This is a genomic window from Pseudarthrobacter sp. W1I19 (assembly GCF_030817835.1).
In the GTDB taxonomy this organism is placed as follows: Bacteria; Actinomycetota; Actinomycetes; order Actinomycetales; family Micrococcaceae; genus Arthrobacter.
The window spans coordinates 2262621-2287081 of record NZ_JAUSZR010000001.1 but is presented as its reverse complement, the minus strand read 5'-3'; the positions used below and the strand labels follow the sequence as shown (position 1 = coordinate 2287081).

Here is a 24461-nt window from a genome sequence, read left to right as displayed (position 1 = left end):
CCAGAAGGCCGCACGGCATGAGCCCACGGAGCAGGAGGCCGCGCCGCACCAGGGTGCGAAAATCCTCGTGGTTGATGACGACCCCCACTTGCTGAAGGCGCTGCGCATCACGCTGGCGGCGCATGGCTATGACGTTGCTGTCGCGGAGGACGGAGCGTCTGCCCTCGCCGCTGCAGGCCACAACGTACCCGATATTGTAGTCCTGGACCTCGGACTGCCGGACATGGACGGCGCAGACGTCCTTGGCAATCTTCGCCGTTGGAGTTCCGTCCCGGTGCTGGTCCTGTCGGCGCGGCACGGCTCATCGGACAAGGTGGGAGCGCTGGACGCCGGTGCCGATGATTACATCACCAAGCCGTTCGGACTGGACGAGCTCCTGGCACGGCTTCGGGCCCTCATGCGGCGGATACCTGGTCCGGAGTCAGCCCCGGTGGTGGCATCGTCCGGATTTTCAGTGGACCTCGTTCACCGGCAGGTGCTTCGCGACGGAAACGCTGTGCGGCTCACGCCCACTGAGTGGAACATCCTCGAAATCCTGGTGCGGAATCCGAAAAGCCTCGTCACACAGCAGCAACTGCTGGCGCACGCCTGGGGGCCTGCCTATCAGAAGGAAGCCAACTATCTGCGGGTCTACATGGCGCAGCTGCGCAGGAAACTTGAAGCCGACCCCGGCAATCCCCGCCACCTGCTGACCGAACCCGGAATCGGATACCGCTTCGTTCCCTGAATTCGGCCAAAGGGGGGCAGTCCTGCCCCTACCCAGAGGCCTGCCTGGTGCGGCAGGATGTTGTCTGGTTCCATTCCTTTCAGTTCAAACTCAAGGAGATCCAGCCATGCCCACCACACTCAACCCCTACCTCAGCTTCCGCGAGAACGCGCGGGAGGCCATGAACTTCTACCAGTCCGTTTTCGGCGGCGAGCTGACGCTCAGCACGTTTGGTGAGTTTCAAGCCAGCGAGGACCCGGCTGAAGCCGAAAAAATCATGCACGGGATGCTGACCACCACGCAGGGCCTGGTACTGATGGGTGCCGACACCCCGAACAGCATGGAGTTCAGTCCGGGCTCGTCCATCTCCATTTCCCTCAGCGGTGAAGATGAGGGAGAACTGCGAGGTTACTACGACAAGCTCAGCGGCGGGGGCGGCACCGTGACAGTCCCCATGGAGCAGGCACCCTGGGGTGACATCTTCGGCATGTGCACCGACAAGTACGGGGTGTCCTGGCTTGTGAACGTCAACAACCAGCAGGCAGCCGGGGCCTCGTAACCCGGCGGCCGGGCAGGCCCGGCCCTGTTTCCTTGAGGAGGGACGCCACGCAGTGCGACGATGGACGCGTGGAGTCCCTCTTCGATTTCCTCTCGGACAAATGGTGGCTTGTTTTTCCCATGAGCGCCCTCGCCGGCCACTGGGCAAATTCGTGGCGCAAGGCCGGCGACCGGCGGCACCAGCGGAAAGTGGAGCTTTATAAGCTCCGGAACCAGGTGCATGCGGCGGAGAAAGCCTCCGTGGCTGACGTCGAATCGCTGATGGCCGCCCACGGTGCCACCAACAAACGCTGGCTGGAGTACGAGCTCGATGTGGGCAAGCTCATTGACTTTCCACTGATGACTGATGTCCGTGAGCCGCTCACCGTCGCGTTTCTGCGCGCCAAACGGGAAGCCGACGGCCTCAGGCCCCCTTCAGCGGCGGACATGACTGCTCCTTCCCGGGTTGAGGCGTACCGGAAAGCCGTTGACGATTTCAGTGTGGCCCTGGACGTCGCTGAGCGGGAGGCCAGACGCCTCAAAGACAGCAAGTTCACGGGGCCGGAACGTGAGCGGCTGGCCACCGCCCGGCAGCTGCTCAAGATCGCAGAGGACCATGCCGCAACCCCGGCCGAACGGCAGGCGGCCTACAAGCGGGCGCGCCGTGAACTGGACGGGCTCATTGTGTTGCCGGATGTCGCCCTGGCAGCCCTGGAGGACAAGATCTCGCCCATGATCGAGCCCGCCGTGCGGCCCTGGGACCCGCAGCACCGCTAAGATCCCGGCGAGGAACCATGGCCCTACGCACGCTGTATCTCGACGTGGACGGCGTCCTCTGTCCGTTTGGTGCGGCAGGGAGCAACGGGTGGGGAACGGCATGGCGGCATGCAGATGCCGGCCTCCTGCCGGTGGCGTTCGCGCCCGAACTAGTGGCGGGACTGAACAGCCTGGCTGCCACGGCGGAACTGCGGTGCGTCTGGCTGACCAGCTGGGAGGAGCTCGCCCCCCAATACCTCTGTCCGGCGATTGGCCTGAACGGCGCCCGTTGGCCGCACCTGACCGCCGAAGGGGCCGGAAGCGGTCCCGGCTGGTGGAAGCTCGACGCCATCCAGGACGATGTGGAACGAACCTCGCCCGACGCCGTCGCCTGGGTGGACGACCAGCTCGCCTATGAGGCCGAAGCCCAGGCCTGGGTCCGGATTTTGGGTCACAGGCTGCTGGCTGTTTCACCGGATCCCCGGCGCGGGATTTCGCCGTCGGAACTGGATGCGCTGCGTTCCTTCCTCGGTCGGCCTTTGTTTTGACCTCCTGCCCCGGACGCGTACGATCGATAAGGTTTCACGCCGGCTGACTTAACGCCGCAGGTCATTCCAAGCGAACAGCTGGTGAATTATGCTGTGCAAGGCAGCCGGGGGAAAGAAACTGCTGAACGTCGACTCTGCAGATTGGGCAACAGGTGGATATCACCTTTATGGTGGCGCTGGTCATCGCACTGGCACTATTTTTCGACTTCACGAACGGTTTCCACGACACCGCGAATGCCATGGCCACGCCCATTGCAACCGGTGCGATCAAGCCGAAGACAGCCGTGACCCTCGCAGCAATCCTGAACCTGGTGGGAGCCTTCCTTTCCACGGAGGTGGCGAAAACGGTCTCCGGCGGGATCATCCGTGAAGGCTCCGATGGTGTGCAGATCACGCCGGATATCATCTTCGCGGGCCTGATGGGGGCCATCCTGTGGAACATGATCACCTGGCTGAAGGGCCTGCCGTCGAGTTCATCCCATGCGCTGTTCGGCGGCCTGATCGGCGCGGCCATCGCCGGCATCGGGTTCAACTCCATCAATCTTGAGACCCTGCTGCAGAAGGTGATCCTGCCGGCAATCTTCGCTCCGGTCATCGCAGGAGCTGTTGCCTACGTCTGCACCCGCCTGGCTTACGCACTGACGGCCCGCCAGGACCCCGAAACGGGGACCAAGCTGACGCAGAAGCGCGGCGGCTTCCGCACGGGACAAATCTTCACCTCCAGCCTGGTGGCCCTGGCCCACGGCACGAACGATGCCCAGAAGACGATGGGTATCATCACGCTGGTGCTTATTGCCGCCGGCACCCAGACCCCCGGCTCCGGCCCCCAGCTCTGGGTGATCGCAGCCTGCGCCCTTGCCATCGCCATCGGCACCTACGCCGGCGGTTGGCGCATCATCCGGACCATGGGTTCGGGCCTCACTGAGGTCAAGCCCGCGCAGGGCTTCGCCGCAGAAACCAGCACCGCTTCCGCCATCCTCGCGTCCTCGCACCTGGGTTTTGCCCTTTCCACCACCCAGGTTGCGTCCGGCTCCGTGATCGGCTCCGGCATGGGCCGCAGGGGAACCACGGTCCGCTGGAACATGGTGGGCAAGATCGCCCTCGGCTGGCTCTTTACCCTTCCCGCTGCCGGGATCGTCGGCGCGCTCACAGCGCTGCTCGTCAAGACCGGGGTGGTGGGCGTACTGATTGCCGCCATCGCCGGCACGGCAGCGGTGCTCTTTATGTTCTTCTACTCGCGAAAGTCCGCCGTGGGCCACCACAACGCTGTCGAAGTTGAGGAAGCCGGCCAGGCCGTCCGCTTCGCCAAGAAGAAGGCTATGGCCCGCGCCCGCGCAGATGCCAAGGCGAAGGCCAAAGCGAAAGCCAAGTCGAAAGCCGAGGCGGAAGCCGCGGCCACCACAGAACCTCCGGCTGAGGCAGAGGCCGAAGCCACCACAACGAAGGATGCCCAGCGATGAAGTGGTTGGAACTGCTGACCGTGGCCGGTGCCACCCTGGTTGCCGCAGTAACTGTGGTGGTCCTCTACTCCCTCGGCGTTCGGCTCACCGCCATTGCCGGTGACGCCCAGCAGGCCTCGCCGGGCCTCAAAAGGTCCCTTGCCTATGTGTGCTTCGGCCTGTGCGGGCTGGCAGTGCTCGTCGGGCTCTACCTGATCATTCCCTACTTCTCCCGCTAGCCCCTGGGGGAACCGCACGCCAGCCGGTTCCGCCGCTTTGCAGGCGCACCAGCCATTGGCCAGTGCGGGGCCGGTCGCTAGTCTTGTGGCATGTCACGGATCCAGTATTTCGTAGCCGCATCCCTCGACGGATTCATTGCCACCCCCACCGACGACCTTGGCTGGCTCCTGCAGTTCGACGGCTTCGAAGGCGGCATGGAAAGCTACGAAGCCTTTATGGCAGGCGTGGGCTGCATTGTGATGGGCGGCGGCACCTACGCCTGGCTCATGAAGCACGAGCCGGGCAACTGGCCGTACCCGGGCACACCCTGCTACGTCTTCACCCGGCATGAGCACACAGCACCTGCGGGCGCGGACATCACGTTCGTGCGCGGGGACGTCAGCGAGTTTATGGCGGACTTCACGGCGGACGCCGGAAGCCGGAACATCTGGTTGGTGGGCGGCGGAGACCTCGCTGCCCAGTTTGCCGAGGCCGGCCTGCTGGATGAACTCATCCTCTCGGTGATCCCGGTGGTCCTGGGTAACGGCAAGCGCCTCTTGCCACTGTCAGGCCCGACGCCGCCGCTTGAGTTGACTGCATCCCGCGCCATGGGGAGCGGCATCATTGAGTTGCGGTACCTGCTGAACGGCAACGGCAAGGCAGACGGCCCCTAAGGCGCACCACCACCTCCTGGCGCCCGGCCTAATCCTGCGCGGGGGCGGCGTTGTCCCGGATCATGTTGGTGATGCGGGCCGTGGACAGCCGCCGGCCCTGCTCATCCGTCATAACGATCTCGTGCGTAGCAAGCGTTCGGCCCAAGTGGATGGCCGTACAGGTACCTGTTACCGTCCCGCCGGAGATGGAACGATGGTGGGTGGCACTGACCTCAATGCCAACGGCATGGCGGCCGGGCCCTGCGTGCATGCCTGCCGAAAATGATCCGAGCGTTTCCGCCAGCACCACGTGCGCGCCGCCGTGAAGCATTCCGGCCACCTGGGTGTTGCCCTCCACCGGCATGGTGGCCACCGTCCGCTCAGGGCTCATCTCCAGGAAATGGATGCCCATTTTCACCACCAGTGCGCCAATCCCGAATTGGCCAAGCCAGCGGTGCAGGTGCTCCGGGACTCCAGCGGCAGTAAGCTCCCCCGCGTAGGGGCCGGGCGTGAAATTGTCCATCATGGCAACTAGGCTGGCACCTGTGAGTGAAACAACCAAACCGGCCCCCTTCCCGTCCGACGTCCTCCAGGACCACAACGCCCCGCAGGGCTCAACCGCCCTTCAGGACATTGCAATAGAGGACGATGCAGTTCAGGAGAAGGGCCCGGCGGAGGCCGGCGGATCGGTGTCAGCAACTGCCGCCCCCGTTGTCCCCATGACGGGCCAGCCGCGGCTGCTGGTGCTGGACGGCCACTCCATGGCTTTCCGCGCCTTTTTCGCCCTGCCTGCCGACAAGTTTTCCACTGCCAACGGGCAGCACACCAACGCCATCCACGGCTTCACGTCCATGCTGATCAACCTGATCAAGGAACAGCAGCCCACACACATCGCCGTTGCCTTCGACGTCTCGGATGAGACCACCCACCGCAAGGCCGACTACAGCGACTACAAGGGCGGCCGCAACGAGACGCCCCGCGAGATGAACAACCAGATCGACCTCATCGGCCAGGTCATGGAGGCCTGGGGCATCAAGACGATCAAGATGCCCGGCTACGAGGCGGACGACATCCTGGCCACCCTTGCCGCCATGGGCGATCAGGCCGGCTTCGAAGTCCTGCTGGTCACCGGCGACCGCGACGCGTTCCAGCTGATCACGGACAACGTGTTTGTCCTTTACCCGAAGAAGGGCGTCAGCGACATCCCCAAAATGGACGCCGCCGCCATTGAGGCAAAATACTTCGTCAGCCCGGCCCGCTACTCCGACCTCGCAGCGCTGGTGGGGGAGACGGCGGACAACCTTCCGGGCGTGCCCGGCGTGGGACCCAAGACGGCCGCCAAGTGGATCAACCTCTACGGCGGCCTTGAGGGCGTACTGGAAAACCTCGACGCCATCGGCGGCAAGGTGGGCGACGCGCTGCGCGAGAACGTGGAAGCGGTCAAGCGGAACCGCCGCCTGAACAGGCTCCACGCAGACCTGGAACTGCCCGTCACCCTCGATGACCTGTACCAGCCCCGACCCGACCAGGCAGCCCTTGAGGATCTGTTCGACCAACTCGAGTTCAAAGCCATCCGCGGCCGCCTCTTCGCCCTCTATGGCGACGACGACACCCCCGCCCCCGAGCGCGCCAGCATCGAAACGCCTGACTTCATCACGCCGTCGGGCGCTGCGGAACTGAACGCTTTCCTGGCGGCGGGCGCCGGCCAGCGGTCCGCCCTCGCCGTGGACCTGGTTCCCGGAAGGATCGGCGAGGACGCTGCCGGGCTGGCCATCGTCCGCGACGGCGCCGCCGCGTACATCGACCTCGCCGCCCAGGAGGCAGATGCCGAAAACGTCCTTGCCGGCTGGCTGCGTGACCCCGAGTCGCCCAAGGTGATGCACGGGTTCAAGGCCGCGCTGAAAGCCCTGACTTCCCGGGGGCTGGAGCTGGACGGGGTAGTGGACGACACCTCCATTTCCGGTTACCTCATCGAGCCGGACCGGCGCACCTACGAGCTCGCCGAACTCGCCCAGCACCACCTCAACGTCGGCATCCCGGCTGCCACCGCTAAGGCGGGCCAGCTGGAGTTGTCCTTCGACGGCGACGACGAAGCCGCCGCCGGCGCGCTGGTGCAGGCCGCCGCCGTCGTCCTTGAACTGAGCAGGTTCTTTGAAGCGGAACTGAAGGAGCGCCGGGCCGAGGAACTGCTCTCCACGCTCGAACTCCCGGTCAGCCGTGTGCTGGCCGACATGGAGCTGGCGGGCATCGGGATCGATATGGCCCGGATGGACGAGCAGATTGCAGACCTTGCAAGGGTCATCGACAACGCCCAGGAACAGGCGTTCGCCGCGATCGGCCACGAGGTGAACCTCGGGTCGCCCAAGCAACTGCAGACAGTGCTGTTCGAGGAACTCCAGCTGCCCAAGACCAAAAAGATCAAGTCCGGCTACACCACCGATGCCGCCTCCCTGAAGAATCTCCTGGAGAAAACCGGCCACGAGTTCCTGGTCCAGCTCATGGCCCACCGTGAGGCTGCCAAGCTGCGGCAGATGCTGGAGTCGTTGAAGAAGTCGGTGGCCGAGGACGCCCGGATCCATACCACGTACGCCCAGAACGTGGCGGCAACGGGGCGGATCTCGTCCAACAACCCGAACCTCCAGAACATCCCCATCCGCAGTGAGGAAGGCCGGCGCGTCCGCGGGATTTTTGTGGTCAGCGACGGCTACGAGTGCCTGCTCTCCGCGGATTACTCCCAGATCGAAATGCGCATCATGGCCCATCTCTCCGGGGATGCGGGCCTGATCCAGGCGTACAAGGACGGTGAGGACCTGCACCGCTTCGTGGGCTCGAACATCTTCCACGTGCCCACCGAGGAAGTCACCAGCGCCATGCGCTCCAAGGTGAAGGCCATGTCCTACGGCCTGGCCTACGGGCTGACCTCGTTCGGCCTGTCCAAGCAGCTGGAGATTTCCGTGGACGAGGCCCGCACCCTGATGAAGGACTACTTCGACCGGTTCGGCGCGGTCCGCGACTACCTGCGGGGCGTGGTGGACCAGGCCCGCGTGGACGGTTACACGGCGACCATCGAGGGACGCCGGCGGTACCTGCCCGATCTCACCAGCACTGACCGGCAGCTCCGGGAAAACGCCGAAAGGATCGCGCTGAACAGCCCCATCCAGGGCTCGGCCGCGGACATCATCAAACGGGCCATGCTCGGCGTGCATGGGGAGCTTCAGTCCCAGGGACTGAAGTCCCGGATGCTGCTGCAGGTCCACGACGAACTGGTCCTGGAAGTGGCCGCAGGGGAGCGGGAAGCAGTGGAGAAGCTGGTCACCGATCAGATGGCCGCAGCCGCGGACCTGAGCGTTCCGCTGGAGGTCCAGATCGGTGTTGGGCCCAGCTGGTACGACGCCGGGCACTAGAAATCCCGACGCCGACCGGTGGCGCAGGAAGACCGCGGATCTTCCTGCGCCACCGGCGTCCGCCAGCTCAAACCTCCCGCGGACGTGTGTCGCTGCTGGCGGGTCCGGGGAATTATTGGCTAGGCTCGGGCGGGTGGCTGAACTGAGCGGTAACTATGAGATCCGGCGCTTCCCTGCGGTGTCCGAAGGCAACGACGGCTATGACGAAGCTGCCACGTGGGTCCGGGCCGTGGCCTTCGGTTTCCACGAATCCACGCGGACACCCGAGCACGTGGCAAAGGCGCTCACCACCTACGAAGCCGACGGCCGGGTGCTGACCGGGGCCTACCAGACGGGAGAGGTGGCACAGGCGTCGCTGCCCGCGGACGTTCCCGTGGCCACCTTTGCCACCTTCCGGAAAAGCCTCAACATCGGCTTTGGCCGCATGCTGGAAAGCCAGCTCGTTACGGCAGTGACCGTCCGCACCTCGCACCGCCGGCGCGGCCTGCTGCGCCGGATGATGAGCGAGGACCTGCGCCTGGCCAAAGAAGACGGCGTTGCCATGGCCGCCCTGACCGCCTCGGAAGGAACCATCTACGGCCGCTTCGGGTACGGCGTGGCCAGCTTCGAACGCAAGGTCCATGTGGACACCACGGCCCGGTTCAGTGTGAGGCACCAGCCCGTGGGCAATGTTGAGATCGCAGATCCCAAGGTACTGCTGGAACTCGCGCCGGAAATCTTCGGCCGCGTGCACCGGCTCACGCCCGGCTCCATCAGCCGGCAGGACTGGTACCGGCAGCTGGCATCGGGTTCCCTTGGCCGGGAAGGCAAGGAGGATCCTGCCATCAAGGTGGCCCTGCACTATTCAGCTGACGGAATTCCCGATGGCTACGTGTCCTATAAATTCCTTGGCTGGGACACTGAGCCCTACACGGTGGAAGTGGTTGACCTCGTGGCGGCCGGAAACAGTGCCTACCTCGAACTCTGGCAGTTCCTCGGCGCCATCGATCTCGTGGAGCGGGTCTCCTGGTCCGAAGCGCCACTGGATGACCCGCTGGCCTGGGCGCTGACCGACCCCCGTTGCATCGTTTCCTCGGACAGCCGGGACATGCTGTGGCTTCGCATCCTGGACGCCGCCCAGGCGCTGGAAGCCAGGCACTACCCGGCAGACGGCCGGCTGGTCCTCGAAGTCAACGACCCCCTCGGCCTCACGGCGGGAACGTTCGCCCTCGACGTCGTCGGCGGCCAGGCCGCCGTCGAACGCCTTCCGGAAGGTGCCGCGGCGGACCTGTCCCTGGACATCTCCGCCCTGTCCTCCATCTACCTGGGCGCCGTATGCCCGGTCACGCTGGCAGCGGCAGGACGCATCGGGGAGAACTCGCCGGGCTCGGCGCTGACGGCCCGCCAGATGTTCGGCGTCGAACGGTCCACGCACTGCCTGACGCACTTCTGACTCCCACACCCGGGAAGCAGCACGGCCGCTTTTGACCCGTGTTGCGGGCAGCGACTAGAATAAACGGGCGTGTGTTACGTGTGCATCGCTTTGGTTCGCATTTGAACGCCACGCAATCAGGATGACCCGGCAATCCGCCGCGCTCCGCCTCCAGGTCAGTACCCGGAAGTGGTGGTCACCTGACCGACTAACTATCCACAACGGAGCCCCTACTACATGACCATCACCTCCACCGAGAAGCCCGGTACCCCCGTAGTCGCCATTAACGACATCGGTACCGCTGAGGACTTCCTCGCAGCAGTCGACGCGACCATCAAGTACTTCAACGACGGAGATCTCGTCGAAGGTACCGTCGTCAAGGTCGACCGCGACGAAGTTCTGCTCGACATCGGTTACAAGACCGAAGGTGTCATCCCCTCCCGCGAGCTTTCCATCAAGCACGACGTTGATCCCGGAGACGTTGTCTCCGTTGGCGATCAGGTCGAAGCCCTGGTGCTCACCAAGGAAGACAAAGAAGGCCGCCTGATCCTCTCCAAGAAGCGCGCTCAGTACGAGCGTGCCTGGGGCGACATCGAGAAGGTCAAGGAAGAAGACGGTGTTGTCACCGGTACCGTCATCGAGGTCGTCAAGGGTGGTCTTATCCTCGACATCGGCCTGCGCGGCTTCCTGCCCGCATCCCTCGTCGAGATGCGCCGTGTGCGCGACCTGGCTCCGTACATCGGCCAGCAGATCGAAGCCAAGATCATCGAGCTGGACAAGAACCGCAACAACGTGGTCCTGTCCCGCCGTGCATGGCTCGAGCAGACCCAGTCCGAGGTCCGCTCCACGTTCCTCAACAAGCTGGAAAAGGGCCAGGTCCGTCCCGGCGTCGTTTCCTCCATCGTCAACTTCGGTGCCTTCGTGGACCTGGGCGGCGTAGACGGCCTGGTTCACGTTTCCGAGCTGTCCTGGAAGCACATCGACCACCCGTCCGAGGTTGTCGAAGTTGGCCAGGAAGTCACCGTCGAGGTTCTCGAGGTGGACCTGGACCGCGAGCGTGTCTCCCTGTCGCTCAAGGCTACGCAGGAAGACCCGTGGCAGACCTTCGCCCGCACCCACGCCCTCGGCCAGGTTGTTCCGGGTAAGGTCACCAAGCTCGTTCCGTTCGGTGCGTTCGTCCGCGTCGAAGACGGCATCGAAGGCCTGGTCCACATCTCCGAGCTGGCTGTCCGCCACGTGGAGCTGGCAGAGCAGGTTGTCTCCGTTGGCGACGAGCTGTTCGTCAAGGTCATCGACATCGACCTCGAGCGCCGCCGTATCTCCCTCTCCCTCAAGCAGGCCAACGAGGGCGTCGACGCCGACAGCACCGAATTCGATCCGGCTCTCTACGGCATGGCCGCAGAGTACGACGAAGAGGGCAACTACAAGTACCCCGAGGGCTTCGATCCCGAGTCCAACGAATGGCTCGAGGGCTACGAGAACCAGCGCGCCGCCTGGGAGCAGCAGTACGCTGACGCCCAGACCCGCTGGGAAGCACACAAGAAGCAGGTTGCCCAGCACGCTGCCGACGACGCTGCAGCTGCAACGTCCGGTGACAGCGATTCCGGCACCACCAGCTACTCCTCCGAGCCTGCTGCCGCCGACACCGGTGCCGGCACCCTGGCTTCGGACGAGGCACTTGCTGCTCTCCGCGAGAAGCTGACCGGCAACTAATTGCCACCGGCCCTTTCCGGGCTGACACAATGGACCCCCTGCCTTCGGGCAGGGGGTCTGTTGTTTTAACGGCCTTCGTCGGCATACGGAACCCAAATGCGTAACTTTTGTTGGCCGGGGCCGCCGTGCTGCCTGCTGTTAGGGGGCCAGCAGTCCAGCCAGGGCACATACGTTGCGCAATCCGGTCAGCGGGGTTCCCTAGAGGACGACGACGGCGTGTACAGTTCCGGCGTCGTCGTACGTCAGCACTGCCCCCGCCGCCGTCAGGAGGCGCTGTGCGCCAATGTTCCCGGCCAGGGTGCGGGCGGTCACTTCCGCCAATCCGGCCCGGCGCGCTTCGGCCAGGACAAGGCGGAGGGCTGCACTTCCGATGCCACGGGACCGGAAGCTTCTGCCCAGCCAGATCCCCGTTTCCGCGCTTTTCCGGCCGTTGCCGGTAGCGACACGTTTAAGCCGGATGGAACCGGCGGGGCTGCCACCGGCAAGGATGACCCAGGTTTTTTCGCCGGCTTCCCCGTCGAGGCCCTGTGCGGCGGCCCGGTGGTAGCTGAAGAACCATGCTGTCCTTTCCAGGTTCCAGCCCGGTCCGCCCAGCGGGGGAGCCACCTCGTCCGGGGAGGCGTCGCGCTTGGCCAGTTCCAGGAGTTGCTCCAGGACTGTTTCATCCACATCCGCGAGGGACACGTCAAGGGAGCGGGGCATCCACCCATTCCGTTCCTTCGGGGGTCAGGACGGTTTTTCCGGCCGTCAATAGCTGCAGCCGTTCCGCGGCGCCGGCGATGGCCGCAGCGTCATCCGGTACGGCCAGGCGCAGGACTGTGTGCCGGGCTGTGTAGCTTGTTTCGGCCATCACGAAGCCGGCGGCGCGGAGGTCGTTTTCCAGCCGGCCGGCAGCAGCATGCGGTACGTCGGCTGCGCAGATCCGCAGCCGGCTCCGGCGCACCAGGGGCACCAGCGCCAGAGCCGAGGAAACGGACTCCGAGTACGCGCGGACCAGGCCGCCGGCTCCCAGCAGGACTCCGCCGAAGTAGCGCACGACGACGGCACTGACGTCGCTGAGGTCGGCCACCCCGGGTGCCGTTTCCCTTTTGGCCAGCGCCTCAAGCATGGGGATGCCTGCCGTCCCGGACGGTTCGCCGTCGTCGCTTGAGCGCTGGATGTCCCGGTCCGGGCCGATGATGAAGGCTGAGCAGTGGTGCCGGGCGTCGTGGAATTCCCGGCGGAGGCCTGCCACCACGTCCCTGGCTGTTTCTTCCGTGCCGGCCCGGCGCAGGACAGTGATGAACCGGGAGCGTTTGATCTCAATCTCATGGCGGAAATCCGGGCCGGGAGCCAGCGTGGTGTAGCTGGCGGCCCGGCTCTCTTTCTCTTGCACCCGCCCAAGTCTAGTTGGGCCCACGCCGCGAGGGTTCCCTGGGCGAGCGGAGCGAGGTCAGGGGAGCGGTGGGGAATAAGGTGGTGGAGTGCTGAAAATCGGGTTGACGGGCGGAATCGCATCAGGGAAGTCAGTCGCTGCGGCGCGGCTCAAGGAGCGCGGTGCCGTACTGGTGGATGCTGATGCGCTGGCGAGGGAAGTGGTGGAGCCCGGCACCGAAGGCCTCCAACGGATCGTCGCCGAGTTTGGCGGCGGGATGCTTGACGGCGGCGGGCGCCTCAATCGCGCCAGGCTCGGCGAGGCGGTGTTCGGCAGCCCGGAGCGCCTGGCGGTCCTGAACGGGATCGTCCATCCGCTGGTCCGGTCACGCGCTGCGGCCATCGTCGCGGCAGCGCATGACGACGCCGTGGTAGTGCAGGATATTCCGCTCCTCGTTGAGACCGGGCAGGGCAGCGACTTCCATCTCGTTGTGGTGGTGGACGCGCCGGAGGACATCAGGCTGCAGCGGATGCTGGAACACCGCGGGATGACGGCGGAGACTGCCCGTTCACGGATGGCGGCCCAGGCAAGCCGCGAGGACCGGCTTGCCGCCGCCGACCTCGTCCTGCATAACTCCGGCAGCCTGCAGGACCTGGTGGACCAGGTGGACCGGCTCTGGGATCAGAGGTTAGTGCCCTTTGCCGGCAACCTGGCGGCGGGAGCGCGCGCCAAACGGCACGGAGGACCTGTCCTGGTGCCCTCGGATCCGCTGTGGGCTCAGCAGGCCCAGCGGCTCATGAGCCGGATTGCCAAGGCCCTTCCCGTGGAGCAGCGGGACGCGGCGCGGCTGGACCATATCGGTTCCACGTCGGTTCCCGGTCTGGAGGCCAAGGACGTCATCGACCTGCAGCTGACCGTGCCCGGCATTCATGCCGCCGATGCCCTGGCTCCCGCGCTGGCCGCCGCCGGGTTCCCCGTGGTTCCCGGCATCACCGCCGACACCCCCAAACCCAGCCACCCAAGCCGCGAAGACTGGCAAAAGCGCTTCCACGTCAACGCCGACCCCGGGCGGGACGTGAACCTCCACATCCGGGCCCTGGGCTCCGCGGGCTGGCGTTTCGCCCTGTGCTTCCGGGACTGGCTCCGCGCCGAACCGGCAGCCGCCGCGGAATATCTTGCGCTGAAGCGACGGCTGGCGGCCGCTCACTCCGGTGACCGGTCCACGGCAGGTTACGCCGAGGCGAAGGAAGACTGGTTCACCGCAGCCGAAGAAGCCCTGGAACGGTGGGCCAAAGCCTCCGGCTGGCAGCCGCCGTCGTACACGTCCTGAAACCCGGGCACCGTCCCGGCCCGCCGTCGTCGAACCCTTGCCCTGGACCTGCCCTGCTTGTTCGCCCGTAACGGACTGGCCCTTCCAGTGTCGGTGCCCGGTTGTAGATTAGATCCATGAGCCTTGCGCAGGAGATCAATCGTGTAGTAGCGCCCTTCGAGGTGATCAGCGAGTTCAAGCCGGCAGGCGACCAGCCCGCCGCCATCGCGGAGCTGACGGAGCGCATCAATAACGGTGAAAAGGACGTGGTGCTGCTCGGCGCCACCGGTACCGGCAAGAGCGCCACCACTGCCTGGCTGATCGAGCAGGTCCAGCGCCCCACCCTGGTGATGGTGCAGAACAAGACCCTCGCCGCGCAGCTGGCCAACGAGTTCCGGGAGCTGCTGCCCAACAACGCGGTGGAGTACTTCGTCTCCTACTACGACTACTACCAGCCCGAAGCCTATGTTCCGCAAACGGACACCTTCATCGAGAAGGACTCCTCCATCAACGAGGAAGTGGAGCGGCTTCGCCACTCAGCAACTAACGCCCTCCTGACCCGGCGGGACGTCATTGTGGTGGCCACCGTGTCCTGCATCTACGGCCTCGGCACGCCCGAAGAGTACATCGCGGGCATGGTCACGCTGCGCAGGGGCCAGGAAATGAACCGGGATGCGCTGCTGCGCAAGTTCGTTTCCATGCAGTACGCCCGCAACGACATGGACTTCCACCGCGGTACGTTCCGGGTGCGCGGGGACACAGTCGAGATCATTCCCATGTACGAGGAACTGGCCCTGCGGATCGAGTTCTTCGGGGACGAAGTGGAGAACATCTACACCCTGCACCCCGTCACGGGCGAGGTTATCCGGGAAGAGACCGAGATGTACGTCTTCCCGGCCTCGCATTATGTGGCCGGTCCGGAGCGGATGACCCGCGCCATCAAGTCCATTGAGGACGAACTGGCCAGCCGGCTGGCAGTGCTGGAGGGACAGAACAAGCTCGTGGAGGCGCAGCGCCTGCGGATGCGCACCACCTATGACCTGGAAATGATGCAGCAGATGGGCTTCTGCAACGGCATCGAAAACTATTCACGCCACATCGACGGGCGGGCCGGCGGCACGGCCCCCCACTGCCTCATCGACTACTTCCCGGACGACTTCCTGCTGGTGGTGGACGAATCCCACGTGACCATCCCGCAGATCGGGGCCATGTACGAAGGGGATATGTCCCGCAAGCGCACCCTGGTGGACCACGGCTTCCGGCTTCCCTCCGCCATGGACAACCGGCCGCTGAAATGGGACGAGTTCCTGGAGCGCATCGGGCAGACTGTCTACCTTTCCGCGACCCCGGGCAAGTACGAGCTGGGCAAGGCCGACGGCTACGTCCAGCAGATCATCCGTCCCACCGGCCTGATCGATCCCGAGGTCATCGTCAAACCCACCAAGGGCCAGATCGACGACCTCCTCGGAGAGATCAGGACCAGGGTGGAGAAGGACGAACGCGTCCTGGTCACCACGCTGACCAAGCGCATGGCCGAGGACCTCACGGACTACCTCCTGGGGCACGGCATCAAGGTGGAATACCTGCACTCCGACGTCGATACCCTGCGGCGGGTGGAGCTGCTGCGTGAACTGCGCATGGGCAGCTTTGACGTGCTGGTGGGCATCAACCTGCTCCGTGAAGGCCTTGACCTGCCGGAAGTCTCGCTGGTCAGCATCCTGGACGCGGACAAGGAAGGCTTCCTCCGGTCCTCCACGTCCCTGATCCAGACCATCGGCCGTGCAGCCCGCAACGTGTCCGGCCAGGTCCACATGTATGCGGACCGGATCACCGATTCCATGGCCAACGCTATTGACGAAACCAACCGGCGCCGCGCCATCCAGGTGGCCTACAACAAAGAGAACGGTGTGGACCCGCAGCCGCTGCGGAAAAAGATCGCCGACATCACCGACCAGCTGGCCCGGGAGGACGCGGACACCCAGGAACTGCTCAACAACAACCGCCTGGCCAAGGGCGGCAAGCGCAAGGCCGCAGCCAAGGGTGCCGCCCAGGTGCGTTCCGACGGCCTCGCCGCGGCTCCCGCCGAGGACCTGGTGGGCCTCATCGAGCAACTCACCGAGCAGATGCACGGGGCGGCAGCAGAGCTGCAGTTCGAGGTGGCGGCACGCATCAGGGACGAAGTCAGCGAGCTGAAGAAGGAACTGCGCCAGATGCAGGCCGCCGGACACGCCTGACGCAAAACACGCAGCCGGGAGCGGCTGGCAGCCGCCTGGGGTACAGTTAACGTCACGTAGGGGAGTATCCCAAGCGCTACGATCGTCAACACGCAGGGCATGGTTGCCCCGCCGGGCGTAGCGGGCCGCCACTTCAGCACCAAGTGCACAGGCAGGCCGGAGAGACTTACAACGCATCTCTGTACCCTGCGAAAGGCTACCCTGTGCTCGATTTGCCCGTCTGGTTCGAGGTCGGCTCCTTTGTCGTCCTCGGCCTCATCCTCCTGATTGACCTTCTCCTGGTGGTCCGCCGCCCCCACGAACCCTCCATGAAGGAAGCCGGCTTGTGGGTGGCGTTCTACGTCTCCCTGGCCTTGGCGTTCGCCGGCGCCATGTTTGCCTTTACCGGACCGGAATACGGCGGCCAGTTCGTCGCCGGCTGGGTGACTGAATACAGCCTCAGCATCGACAACCTGTTTGTCTTCATCATCATCATGGCCAGGTTCTCGGTGCCCCGGAAGTACCAGCAGGAAGTGCTGATGGTGGGCATCATCATTGCCCTGATCCTGCGCGGCATCTTCATCCTGCTCGGCGCCATCGTCATCGAACAGTTCAGCTGGGTGTTCTACATCTTCGGCGCCTTCCTCCTCTGGACCGCCTGGAAGCAGGCCCAGGATGAGGGCGAAGACGAAGAGGACCGGGAAAACCCGCTCATCGCGAAGATCCGCAAGATCATCCCGATGTCGGAGAAGTACGACGGCGGCAAGCTCCGCACCGTGGTGAACGGCAAGAAGGTCTTCACCCCCATGGTCATCGTGTTCATCACCATCGGCATGACCGACCTGCTCTTCGCCGTCGACTCCATCCCCGCCATCTTCGGTCTCACCCAGAGCCCGTTCATTGTGTTCACGGCCAACCTCTTCGCCCTGATGGGCCTGCGCCAGCTGTACTTCCTGCTGGGTGGACTGATGAACCGCCTGATCTACCTGAAGCACGCACTGTCCTTCATCCTGGCGTTCATCGGCGTCAAGCTGGTCCTGCACGCCATGCACGTCAACGAACTGCCGTTCATCAACGGTGGCAAGCACATCGAGTGGGCTCCTGAGATCCCCACCTTCGTGTCCCTGGCAGTCATCGTTGGTACCATCCTGATCGCCGTGGTGGCCAGCCTCCTCAGCTCCAAGGCCAAGGAATCCCATCTCGATCCCCGCCTCGAGGAAGACGTCCGGAAGAGCCACAGCGACGTCGACTAGTTAGGCTCTGCAACTGTAAAGACGAGTAGTCCCGGCCGCCCCCGCGGCCGGGATTACTTGCTTAAAAAACACTCCAAGACGGAACCGCCGGGGTCTATGCTCGGATCATGGCCGGCACTTTGATGACCGAAAGCGGAGTCCGCCAGGTGCAGCGGCGCACCGTGGTGCTGCTGAGTGCAGCCCAGGTGTTTGGCGGGATCGGGACCGGCGCCACAGTGTCCATCGGGTCCATCCTTGCCGTGGAGCTCTCCGGTTCCAGTGCGTGGGCCGGCGCCGTCGCCACCGTCATGACCCTCGGCGCTGCCCTGGCTGCCCTGCCCCTGGCCGCGCTGGCTGACCGGCGGGGACGCCGCATTGGCCAAGTGGCTGGACTGTCGGCCGCCATGGCCGGCGCGCTGCTGATGGTCCTGTCCGTTGTCACGGGCCTCTTCGTCCTGCTCATCCTCGGTGCAGCCGGCATAGGGATCGGCACCGCCGCCAGCCTGCAGGCGCGCTTCGCCGCCGTCGACCTCGCGGACGCCGAACACCGCGGCCGGGCATTGTCCGCCGTCGTGTGGGCCGTGACAGTCGGAGCCGTCACCGGACCCAACCTGATCCAGCCCGGGGCCGCAGTGGGCCAGGCCCTTGGCCTCCCTCCTGTCGCGGGTCCCTTTGTGATCTCGGCCGCCGGACTCCTGCTCGCCGTCGTCTTGCTCTTTTTCGGCCTTCGGCCGGACCCCCTGCTGCTGGCCCGGGAACTCGCCGCCGTGCCATCACTGAACCAGCCCGCAGGCCAGCCGGCCGCCAACCCCGCCGGCCACCCCGTCAACCAGCCGGCAGCCCTGCAGGCCCGGGCACCCGGGTCACTGGTCCGGGGGATGCGGGCCATCCGCGCATCCCGGGCAGCCCTGCTGGCGGTGGCCGCCCTGGTGGGAGCGCACGGGGTGATGGTGGGCGTGATGTCCATGACGCCGCTTCATCTGCAGGAACTTCTGGCCGGCCCTGGCCACGCCGGCCATGCTGCCACTGGCGACGTCCTGGTGATCATCGGCTTCACCATTTCCCTTCATATCGCCGGGATGTTCGCGCTGTCGCCCGTGATGGGGTGGCTGACAGACAAGGCCGGCAGACCTGAGACCATCATGATCGGCTTCGCGACAATGATCACGGCCGTCGCCGTTGCCGGATTCGGCCAGGACTCCACCACGGCGGTGGCGGTGGGGCTGGTCCTGTTGGGCGTGGGTTGGTCCGCGTCCACCATTTCCGGGTCAACCCTGCTTGCCGAGAGCGTTGGCCAGGAGTCCCGCGTGGTGGTCCAGGGCGTTTCCGACATGCTGATGGGGGCCGCGGGTGCGGTGGGCGGTGCCGCGTCCGGCCTGGTCCTCAGCCAGGCCGGCTACCTGGGGCTGAACATGGCCGGTGCGGCAATAGGAGCCACGGTGCTCGGCGCCGCCATGGTCACACGGGCGGCGCGGCGGCGGGAGTCTCTGACTCCCTAATGCGCCCACCGGCCCCGCCGCGGCTCACCCCCGGACTCCGCGCACCATTCCCATCAATCGGTTGAAAATGCCCTCACCGTCGTCGGCGATCCCGTCATGGTGGAAGTCCGGCGTTTCCCAGACCTGCAGCCCGCGGACCGCCGCGGCAGTCTTCAGGGAGAGGTTGCGGTCCACATAGATGTCGTCCGAGTAGACGGCGGCGGCGACAGGCACGGTGTTGGCGGCAAGCCGGCCGGCATCGTACAGCGGTTTCCAGTCCGGCTTGGCCGCCAGCAGTTCGGCGACTTCGCGCAGCGGGCGCAGGGCAGGGTCCTGGTCGAAGTACCACGGATAGACCATTTCGCCCGTGAGCAGCAGCGGGTCCGCATCCGGCTGGAACTCGGGGAACTCGCGCAGTATCCGCCACGCCGACCAGTGCGTGGCTTCACCCTGCCCGTAGATGGACTCGTGCATGAGGGCATAGAGCGGGTTGGAGCGGCGCGAGACGATGCCCTGTACCTGCTCCAGGAAAGAATCCGTTAGCCGGGCTCCGCCGGAAGAGCAAGCGAACGCATCTTCCAGCAGGTAGTGGAGGCTGTCCACCCGGGTGTTGCCGCCCAGGAAGGCGCCCACCATTTGGAAGCGCTCTACGGTGAGCGGGCCGCCGTCGGGCAGGAGCTCCTGGACGGTCCGCAAGTGCTGCGCGATCCTGTCAACGGTGGCCCGGTCCTCCGGGTACCACGTGAAGTACTCCGCGTTCCGTGCCCGCACCCGCTTGAACGTCGCCCGGTACACATCGTCCGCCGGACCCGCGAGCGGCGCGAGGCCGCCGGTGATCAATGCCTGCCGCAGGCCCTCCGGAACAAAGGAGAGGTAGGTGAGCGCGCAAAAGCCGCCGTAGCTCTGCCCATAGACAGTCCAGGGCGGTGAGCCCAGGGCAGCGCGGATCAGTTCGGCGTCGGCAACAATCGAGTCCGCGCGGAAATGTTCCAGGTAGGCAGCCTGCTCCAGCGCGGACCCCCGGAGGGGCAGCGTGTTCCGGTCAAGGGGAGTGGACAGCCCGGTGCCCCGCTGGTCCAGCATCAGGATGCGGAATTCCTTGCCGGCGGCCTTGCTCCAGCCGCCCAGGGAACCGAACCTGTTGCCGCGGCCGCCCGGACCGCCCTGCAGGAACAACAGCCACGGCAATCGCGCGGCTTCTTCCATGGTGTGGGCAGCGGAAACGTACTCACGGGCGAAGACGGTAATCGTTTCGGAGCTGCCGGAGGAGCCGAAATGGTCCAGGGGCACAGTGAAGTAGTGCTCCACAGTACGCAGGCCGCGGAACTCGTGCCGGGCCCTGATCTCGTGCCGGATGTTACTGGTCCCGGAGCCGAGGCGTCCGAAGGGCGGGCGTCCTGCCACGCGTGCCTCAGTCATGTCCGCTAGCCATTGGCGGTGGCGGGAACAGCGCTGCCGAACTGCTCCAGCGCCTCGCCGGTGAGCCGGAAGGTGGACCAGCCGTCCATCGGCCGGGCACCCAATCGCCGGTAGAAGTTGATGGAGGGCTCGTTCCAGTCCAGGACGCTCCACTCCACCCTCGCGTAGCCGTTCTCGACGGCGATGCCGGCCAGATGCTGCAGCAGCGCCTTGCCGTGCCCCTCGCCGCGGGCCTCCGGGCTGACGTAGAGGTCCTCCAGGTAGATCCCGTGCACACCTTCCCAGGTGGAGTAGTTCAGGAACCATAGGGCGAAACCGCGCACGTCCCCGTTGTCATTTTCCGCCATCGCGGCGAAGACCCTCGGGTTGTCGCCGAAGAGAACCTCTTGCAGCATTTCCGGAGTGTTCCGGACTGCGTCCGGTTCCTTCTCGTAGTGCGCCAGTTCGTGGATCATGCGGAGGATCGCGGGGACGTCGTGCGGGGTTGCAGGGCGGATTACACTCATTGTTCGAGCTTACCGCCGCCACCTGTGCCGGTGCAGTCAGGCAGCGCAGTCAGGAGCAGCGCCTGTGCCGGCGGGGGCTCTGTAGAGACACTGCGGGCGGTCAGAGCCGGTTGACATCCGTCACCCGGATGACCGCTGTCCCGGTTTCGTTCGATTCGTCCAGGTCCACTTCCGCGGAAATGCCCCAGTCATGGTTCCCGGCGGGGTCGTCAAAGATCTGCCGGACCTTCCACACGCCGGGTTCCTCGGTGATGATCAGCAGCCCGGGGCCGCGGGCGTCCGGACCGGTGCCGATGTCGTTGTGCTCGTCGAAGTAGTCGTCCAGGGCGTCCTCCCAGCGCCCGGCTTCCCACCCGGCAGCGCCGTCCAGTTCGCCCAGGGCTTCCGCGTCTTCGTCCGCGAACAGCTCCACCCGGCGGAACATTTCGTTGCGCACCATGACCCGGAAGGCCCGGATATTGGACGTGAGCGACGGCGGGGGAGGCGGCGGTGCATCGTGCGGGGTGGGAGCCGCACCCGAGGTCAGTTCCTCCCACTCATCCAGGAGGCTCGAATCGACCTGCCGGACCAGCTCGCCCAGCCAGGCAATGAGATCTTCCAGGTCATCGCGCAGCATGTCCTGCGGCACTGTCTGCCGCAGCGCCTTGAAAGCATCGGCGAGGTAGCGCAGCACGATGCCTTCCGAGCGGGCCAGCCCATAGAACTGTACGAACTCGCCAAAATTCATGGCACGTTCGTACATGTCCCGCACCACTGACTTGGGAGCCAGCTCAAAGTCGCCTACCCATGGGGCAGCCTTGCGGTACACGTCGAACGCTTCGCCCAGGATGTCTGCCAGCGGCTGCGGATACGTCACCTCGTCGAGCATGGCCATCCGCTGGTCGTACTCAATGCCGTCTGCCTTCATGGCCGCGATAGCCTCGCCGCGGGCCTTCTTCTGCTGCGCGGACAGGATCTGGCGCGGCTTCTCAAGCGTCGCCTCGATCACGGACACCACGTCCAGGGCGTACGACGGCGACTCCGGGTCGAGCAGCTCCAGTGCGGCGAGCGCGAAGGGGGACAGCGGCTGGTTGAGGGCGAAGTTGGGTTGCAGATGGACGGTGAGGCGGACGGTGCGGCCGTCCGGCCCCTGCTGCCCGGCGGGAATCCGCTCCACCACTTCGGCGGCCAGGAGCTCTCGGTAGATTCCCAGCGCTTTCTTCATCAGCTGCAGCTGGGATGACCTTGATTCGTGGTTTTCCGTCAACAGGCGGCGCGCCGCCGCGAACGGGTCACCGGGCCGCTCCATCAGGTTCATCAGCATGGCATGTGTCACTGTGAAGCTGGAGCTCAATGGATCCGGCACGGATTCAACCAAGCGCTTGAACGTAGGCTCGCCCCAGGACACAAAACCCTCTGGCGGCTTCTTTTTCACCACCTGCCGCAGCTTCCGCTGGTCGTCGCCGAACTTGGCGGTGGCCTTGGCCATTGCCTTCACGTTTTCGATGACGTGCTCAGGAGCCTGCACCACCACCGTGCCCGCGGTGTCGTAGCCGGCCCGTCCGGCGCGGCCGGCGATCTGGTGGAACTCACGCGGATTCAGCAACCGGGTGCGGACGCCGTCGTACTTGCTCAAGGCCGTCAGGACCACGGTGCGGATGGGCACGTTAATGCCCACCCCCAACGTGTCCGTCCCGCAGATGACTTTCAGCAGCCCGGCCTGGGCCAGCTGCTCCACCAGGCGGCGGTATTTGGGAAGCATTCCGGCGTGGTGCACGCCGATGCCATGCCGGACCAGCCGGTTAAGGGTCTTGCCGAAGCCGGCAGCGAAGCGGAAGTTGGCGATCAGCTCCGCGATTTTGTCCTTCTCTTCGCGCGTGCACACGTTGATGCTCATCAGCGTCTGGGCGCGGTCTATCGCTTCAATCTGGCTGAAGTGCACTACGTAAACCGGAACCTGCCGGGTGGACAGCAGCTCTTCCAGCGTCTCGTGCACGGGAATCTCGTGGTAGTAGTAATGCAGCGGGATGGGCCGTTCCGCCGAGCTCACCGTGGTGGTGGGACGCCCGGTCAGGTCCGTCAGGCCTTTTTCGAACCGGCTGACGTCCCCCAGCGTGGCGGACATCAGGAGGAACTGGGCCTGGGGGAGTTCCAGCAGGGGCACCTGCCAGGCCCAGCCGCGCTGCGGGTCCGAGTAGAAGTGGAACTCGTCCATGATTACGGATCCCAGTTCCGCGGCCGCGCCTTCCCGGAGGGCGGTGTTGGCCAGGATTTCGGCAGTGCAGCAGATGATGGGCGCGTCCTGGTTGACGCCCGAATCGCCGGTAATCATCCCCACATTTTCGGCCCCGAATATCTCGCACAGCGCAAAGAACTTTTCCGAGACAAGCGCCTTGATGGGCGCGGTGTAGTAGCTGCGCCGGCCCTGGGCCATCGCCTGGAAGTGTGCGGCGATGGCCACCAGCGACTTTCCGGAGCCTGTCGGGGTAGCAAGGATCACGTTCGCCCCGGTAGCCAGCTCCATAACGGCCTCGTCCTGCGCGGGATAGAGGTCCAGCCCCCGGCTCTGCGTCCATTCCAGGAACAGGGAGTACAGGGCATCAGGATCGACGGCGGACGCGGGCAGGTCCCGGGCGGAGACTTCGGGCAGCTGGTCAACGAGTTTCATTGTTTTCCAGCTTAGTGCCCCGGCGCGCCCGGAAATCCGTTCCGATCGGGTTAGGCTTCCCGATACCTGCGGCACCCGAAAGTGGAGGAAAGCATGAAATGGGATCCGGCAAAGTACGTGCAGTTCGGCGATTACCGGAACCGCCCATTCTTTGACCTCACCGGCAGGGTCCACGCAGACCGGCCCGTACAGGTGGTGGACCTGGGGTGCGGACCGGGAAACCTCACCGCCACACTCGCCGAGCGCTGGCCCGCGGCCGACGTCGTAGGCTTGGACTCCTCGGCCGAGATGCTGGCCAAAGCCGCGGCGGTTGCGGACAGCACGCCGTCCCTGCGCTTTGAGCTGATGGATATCGCCGACTGGATTCCATCGGACGAAGCGGACGTGGTGGTGAGCAACGCGGCCCTGCAGTGGGTGCCGGGCCACCAGGACATGATGCGGAAGTGGCTGGCCACCCTTCATCCGGGTTCCTGGTTTGCCATGCAGGTTCCCGGCAACTTCAATGCCCCCTCACATGCATTGATGCGCGGGCTGGCCGGCTCACCCCGCTGGGAACCGAAGCTGCGGGGAGTGCTGCGGGGCGGCGAGTCCGTGGGTGAGCCTGCGGAGTACCTGGGGATCCTGCTCGACGCCGGATTCACGGCCGATGCGTGGGAGACCACCTACCAGCAGGTGCTGCCCGGCCAGGATCCTGTACTGGAGTGGGTGCGGGGCACAGCGCTTCGGCCGGTCCTGGCAGTCCTCTCACTCGAAGACGGCGCAGCTTTCGAAGCAGAATACGGCGCACTGCTGCGGGAGACGTATCCGCCTGGCGTCCACGGCACAGTGTTTCCCTTCCGCCGGATCTTTGCGGTAGGGCGCAAGGAATAGCGGGTGAAAGTCCATTCGCTGGACGTTCTCCACAGGCTGGTCACGTG

General features: G+C 65.3%; 21 protein-coding genes. 15 read left to right on the top strand and 6 right to left on the bottom strand.

Annotated features, from left to right (window positions below):
* Positions 1 to 61 precede the first annotated feature (61 nt).
* The 7 genes from QF038_RS10795 (at position 62) to QF038_RS10765 (ending at position 4879) form a co-directional block, all read left to right on the top strand.
* Entirely contained in the window at positions 62 to 727 is a 666-nt protein-coding gene (locus tag QF038_RS10795; RefSeq protein ID WP_307613450.1) for a response regulator, read from the top strand.
* A gap of 106 nt (positions 728 to 833) precedes the next feature.
* On the top strand, positions 834 to 1265 hold the full coding sequence (locus tag QF038_RS10790; RefSeq protein ID WP_307610132.1) for a VOC family protein: 432 nt from the start codon (positions 834 to 836) through the stop codon (positions 1263 to 1265).
* A 68-nt stretch (positions 1266 to 1333) separates the two neighbouring features.
* Positions 1334 to 2020, top strand: a complete 687-nt coding sequence (locus QF038_RS10785) for a hypothetical protein (protein WP_307610131.1) — start codon at positions 1334 to 1336, stop codon at positions 2018 to 2020.
* 17 nt (positions 2021 to 2037) lie between these two features.
* A complete protein-coding gene (locus QF038_RS10780; RefSeq protein ID WP_307610130.1) occupies positions 2038 to 2547 on the top strand; it encodes an HAD domain-containing protein in 510 nt (169 codons plus the stop codon).
* Between the two features lie 152 nt (positions 2548 to 2699).
* Positions 2700 to 4007 (top strand): inorganic phosphate transporter, encoded by a 1308-nt coding sequence (locus tag QF038_RS10775; protein WP_307610129.1) that lies wholly within the window; start codon positions 2700 to 2702, stop codon positions 4005 to 4007.
* The gene (locus tag QF038_RS10770) at positions 4004 to 4225 is read left to right on the top strand and encodes a hypothetical protein (RefSeq protein WP_307610128.1); all 222 of its coding nucleotides are present in this window, start codon (positions 4004 to 4006) and stop codon (positions 4223 to 4225) included. The genes QF038_RS10775 and QF038_RS10770 overlap by 4 nt, the downstream gene beginning before the upstream one ends.
* A 90-nt stretch (positions 4226 to 4315) precedes the next feature.
* Positions 4316 to 4879 (top strand): dihydrofolate reductase family protein, encoded by a 564-nt coding sequence (locus QF038_RS10765; RefSeq protein ID WP_307610127.1) that lies wholly within the window; start codon positions 4316 to 4318, stop codon positions 4877 to 4879.
* Between the two features lie 28 nt (positions 4880 to 4907).
* Here the strand turns inward: QF038_RS10765 and QF038_RS10760 are convergent, their stop codons facing one another.
* On the bottom strand, positions 4908 to 5384 hold the full coding sequence (locus QF038_RS10760; protein WP_307610126.1) for a hotdog fold thioesterase: 477 nt from the start codon (positions 5382 to 5384) through the stop codon (positions 4908 to 4910).
* 193 nt (positions 5385 to 5577) lie between these two features.
* Between QF038_RS10760 and polA the strand changes: the two genes are divergently transcribed.
* The 3 genes from polA to rpsA all read left to right on the top strand — a co-directional run bounded on the left by polA (position 5578) and on the right by rpsA (position 11386).
* Positions 5578 to 8262: a DNA polymerase I gene (polA, locus tag QF038_RS10755; protein WP_307613449.1), complete on the top strand. Its 2685-nt coding sequence runs from the start codon at positions 5578 to 5580 to the stop codon at positions 8260 to 8262.
* A gap of 133 nt (positions 8263 to 8395) precedes the next feature.
* Positions 8396 to 9694: a GNAT family N-acetyltransferase gene (locus tag QF038_RS10750; protein ID WP_307610125.1), complete on the top strand. Its 1299-nt coding sequence runs from the start codon at positions 8396 to 8398 to the stop codon at positions 9692 to 9694.
* A gap of 216 nt (positions 9695 to 9910) precedes the next feature.
* Positions 9911 to 11386, top strand: coding sequence for a 30S ribosomal protein S1 (gene rpsA, locus QF038_RS10745; protein WP_307610124.1), 1476 nt, complete (start codon positions 9911 to 9913; stop codon positions 11384 to 11386).
* A gap of 198 nt (positions 11387 to 11584) precedes the next feature.
* Here the strand turns inward: rpsA and QF038_RS10740 are convergent, their stop codons facing one another.
* Both QF038_RS10740 and QF038_RS10735 read right to left on the bottom strand, forming a co-directional pair.
* Positions 11585 to 12088 carry a GNAT family N-acetyltransferase gene (locus QF038_RS10740; protein WP_307610123.1) on the bottom strand — a complete coding sequence of 168 codons (504 nt, stop codon included), beginning with the start codon at positions 12086 to 12088 and terminating at the stop codon, positions 11585 to 11587.
* The gene (locus tag QF038_RS10735; protein ID WP_307610122.1) at positions 12072 to 12761 is read right to left on the bottom strand and encodes a YigZ family protein; all 690 of its coding nucleotides are present in this window, start codon (positions 12759 to 12761) and stop codon (positions 12072 to 12074) included. Before QF038_RS10735 ends, QF038_RS10740 begins: the two co-directional genes overlap by 17 nt.
* Positions 12762 to 12849: 88 nt before the next feature.
* On the opposite strand from QF038_RS10735, the gene coaE reads away from it, so the two are divergent.
* The 4 genes from coaE (at position 12850) to QF038_RS10715 (ending at position 18993) form a co-directional block, all read left to right on the top strand.
* Complete coding sequence (gene coaE, locus QF038_RS10730; protein ID WP_307610121.1) at positions 12850 to 14070, top strand: dephospho-CoA kinase; 1221 nt, start codon at positions 12850 to 12852, stop codon at positions 14068 to 14070.
* 116 nt (positions 14071 to 14186) lie between these two features.
* Positions 14187 to 16283: an excinuclease ABC subunit UvrB gene (gene uvrB, locus QF038_RS10725; protein WP_307610120.1), complete on the top strand. Its 2097-nt coding sequence runs from the start codon at positions 14187 to 14189 to the stop codon at positions 16281 to 16283.
* 203 nt (positions 16284 to 16486) lie between these two features.
* Complete coding sequence (locus tag QF038_RS10720; protein ID WP_307610119.1) at positions 16487 to 17515, top strand: TerC family protein; 1029 nt, start codon at positions 16487 to 16489, stop codon at positions 17513 to 17515.
* Positions 17516 to 17622: 107 nt separating this feature from the next.
* A complete protein-coding gene (locus tag QF038_RS10715) occupies positions 17623 to 18993 on the top strand; it encodes an MFS transporter (RefSeq protein WP_307610118.1) in 1371 nt (456 codons plus the stop codon).
* A 24-nt stretch (positions 18994 to 19017) separates the two neighbouring features.
* Here the strand turns inward: QF038_RS10715 and QF038_RS10710 are convergent, their stop codons facing one another.
* From QF038_RS10710 to QF038_RS10700, 3 genes are all read right to left on the bottom strand, one after another.
* The gene (locus QF038_RS10710; RefSeq protein ID WP_307610117.1) at positions 19018 to 20391 is read right to left on the bottom strand and encodes an alpha/beta fold hydrolase; all 1374 of its coding nucleotides are present in this window, start codon (positions 20389 to 20391) and stop codon (positions 19018 to 19020) included.
* Positions 20392 to 20396: 5 nt separating this feature from the next.
* Positions 20397 to 20897 (bottom strand): GNAT family N-acetyltransferase, encoded by a 501-nt coding sequence (locus tag QF038_RS10705; protein WP_091418762.1) that lies wholly within the window; start codon positions 20895 to 20897, stop codon positions 20397 to 20399.
* Positions 20898 to 20997: 100 nt separating this feature from the next.
* The gene (locus tag QF038_RS10700) at positions 20998 to 23544 is read right to left on the bottom strand and encodes an RNA helicase (protein WP_307610116.1); all 2547 of its coding nucleotides are present in this window, start codon (positions 23542 to 23544) and stop codon (positions 20998 to 21000) included.
* A 93-nt stretch (positions 23545 to 23637) separates the two neighbouring features.
* Between QF038_RS10700 and QF038_RS10695 the strand changes: the two genes are divergently transcribed.
* Positions 23638 to 24414 (top strand): trans-aconitate 2-methyltransferase, encoded by a 777-nt coding sequence (locus QF038_RS10695; protein WP_307610115.1) that lies wholly within the window; start codon positions 23638 to 23640, stop codon positions 24412 to 24414.
* Positions 24415 to 24461 lie beyond the last annotated feature (47 nt).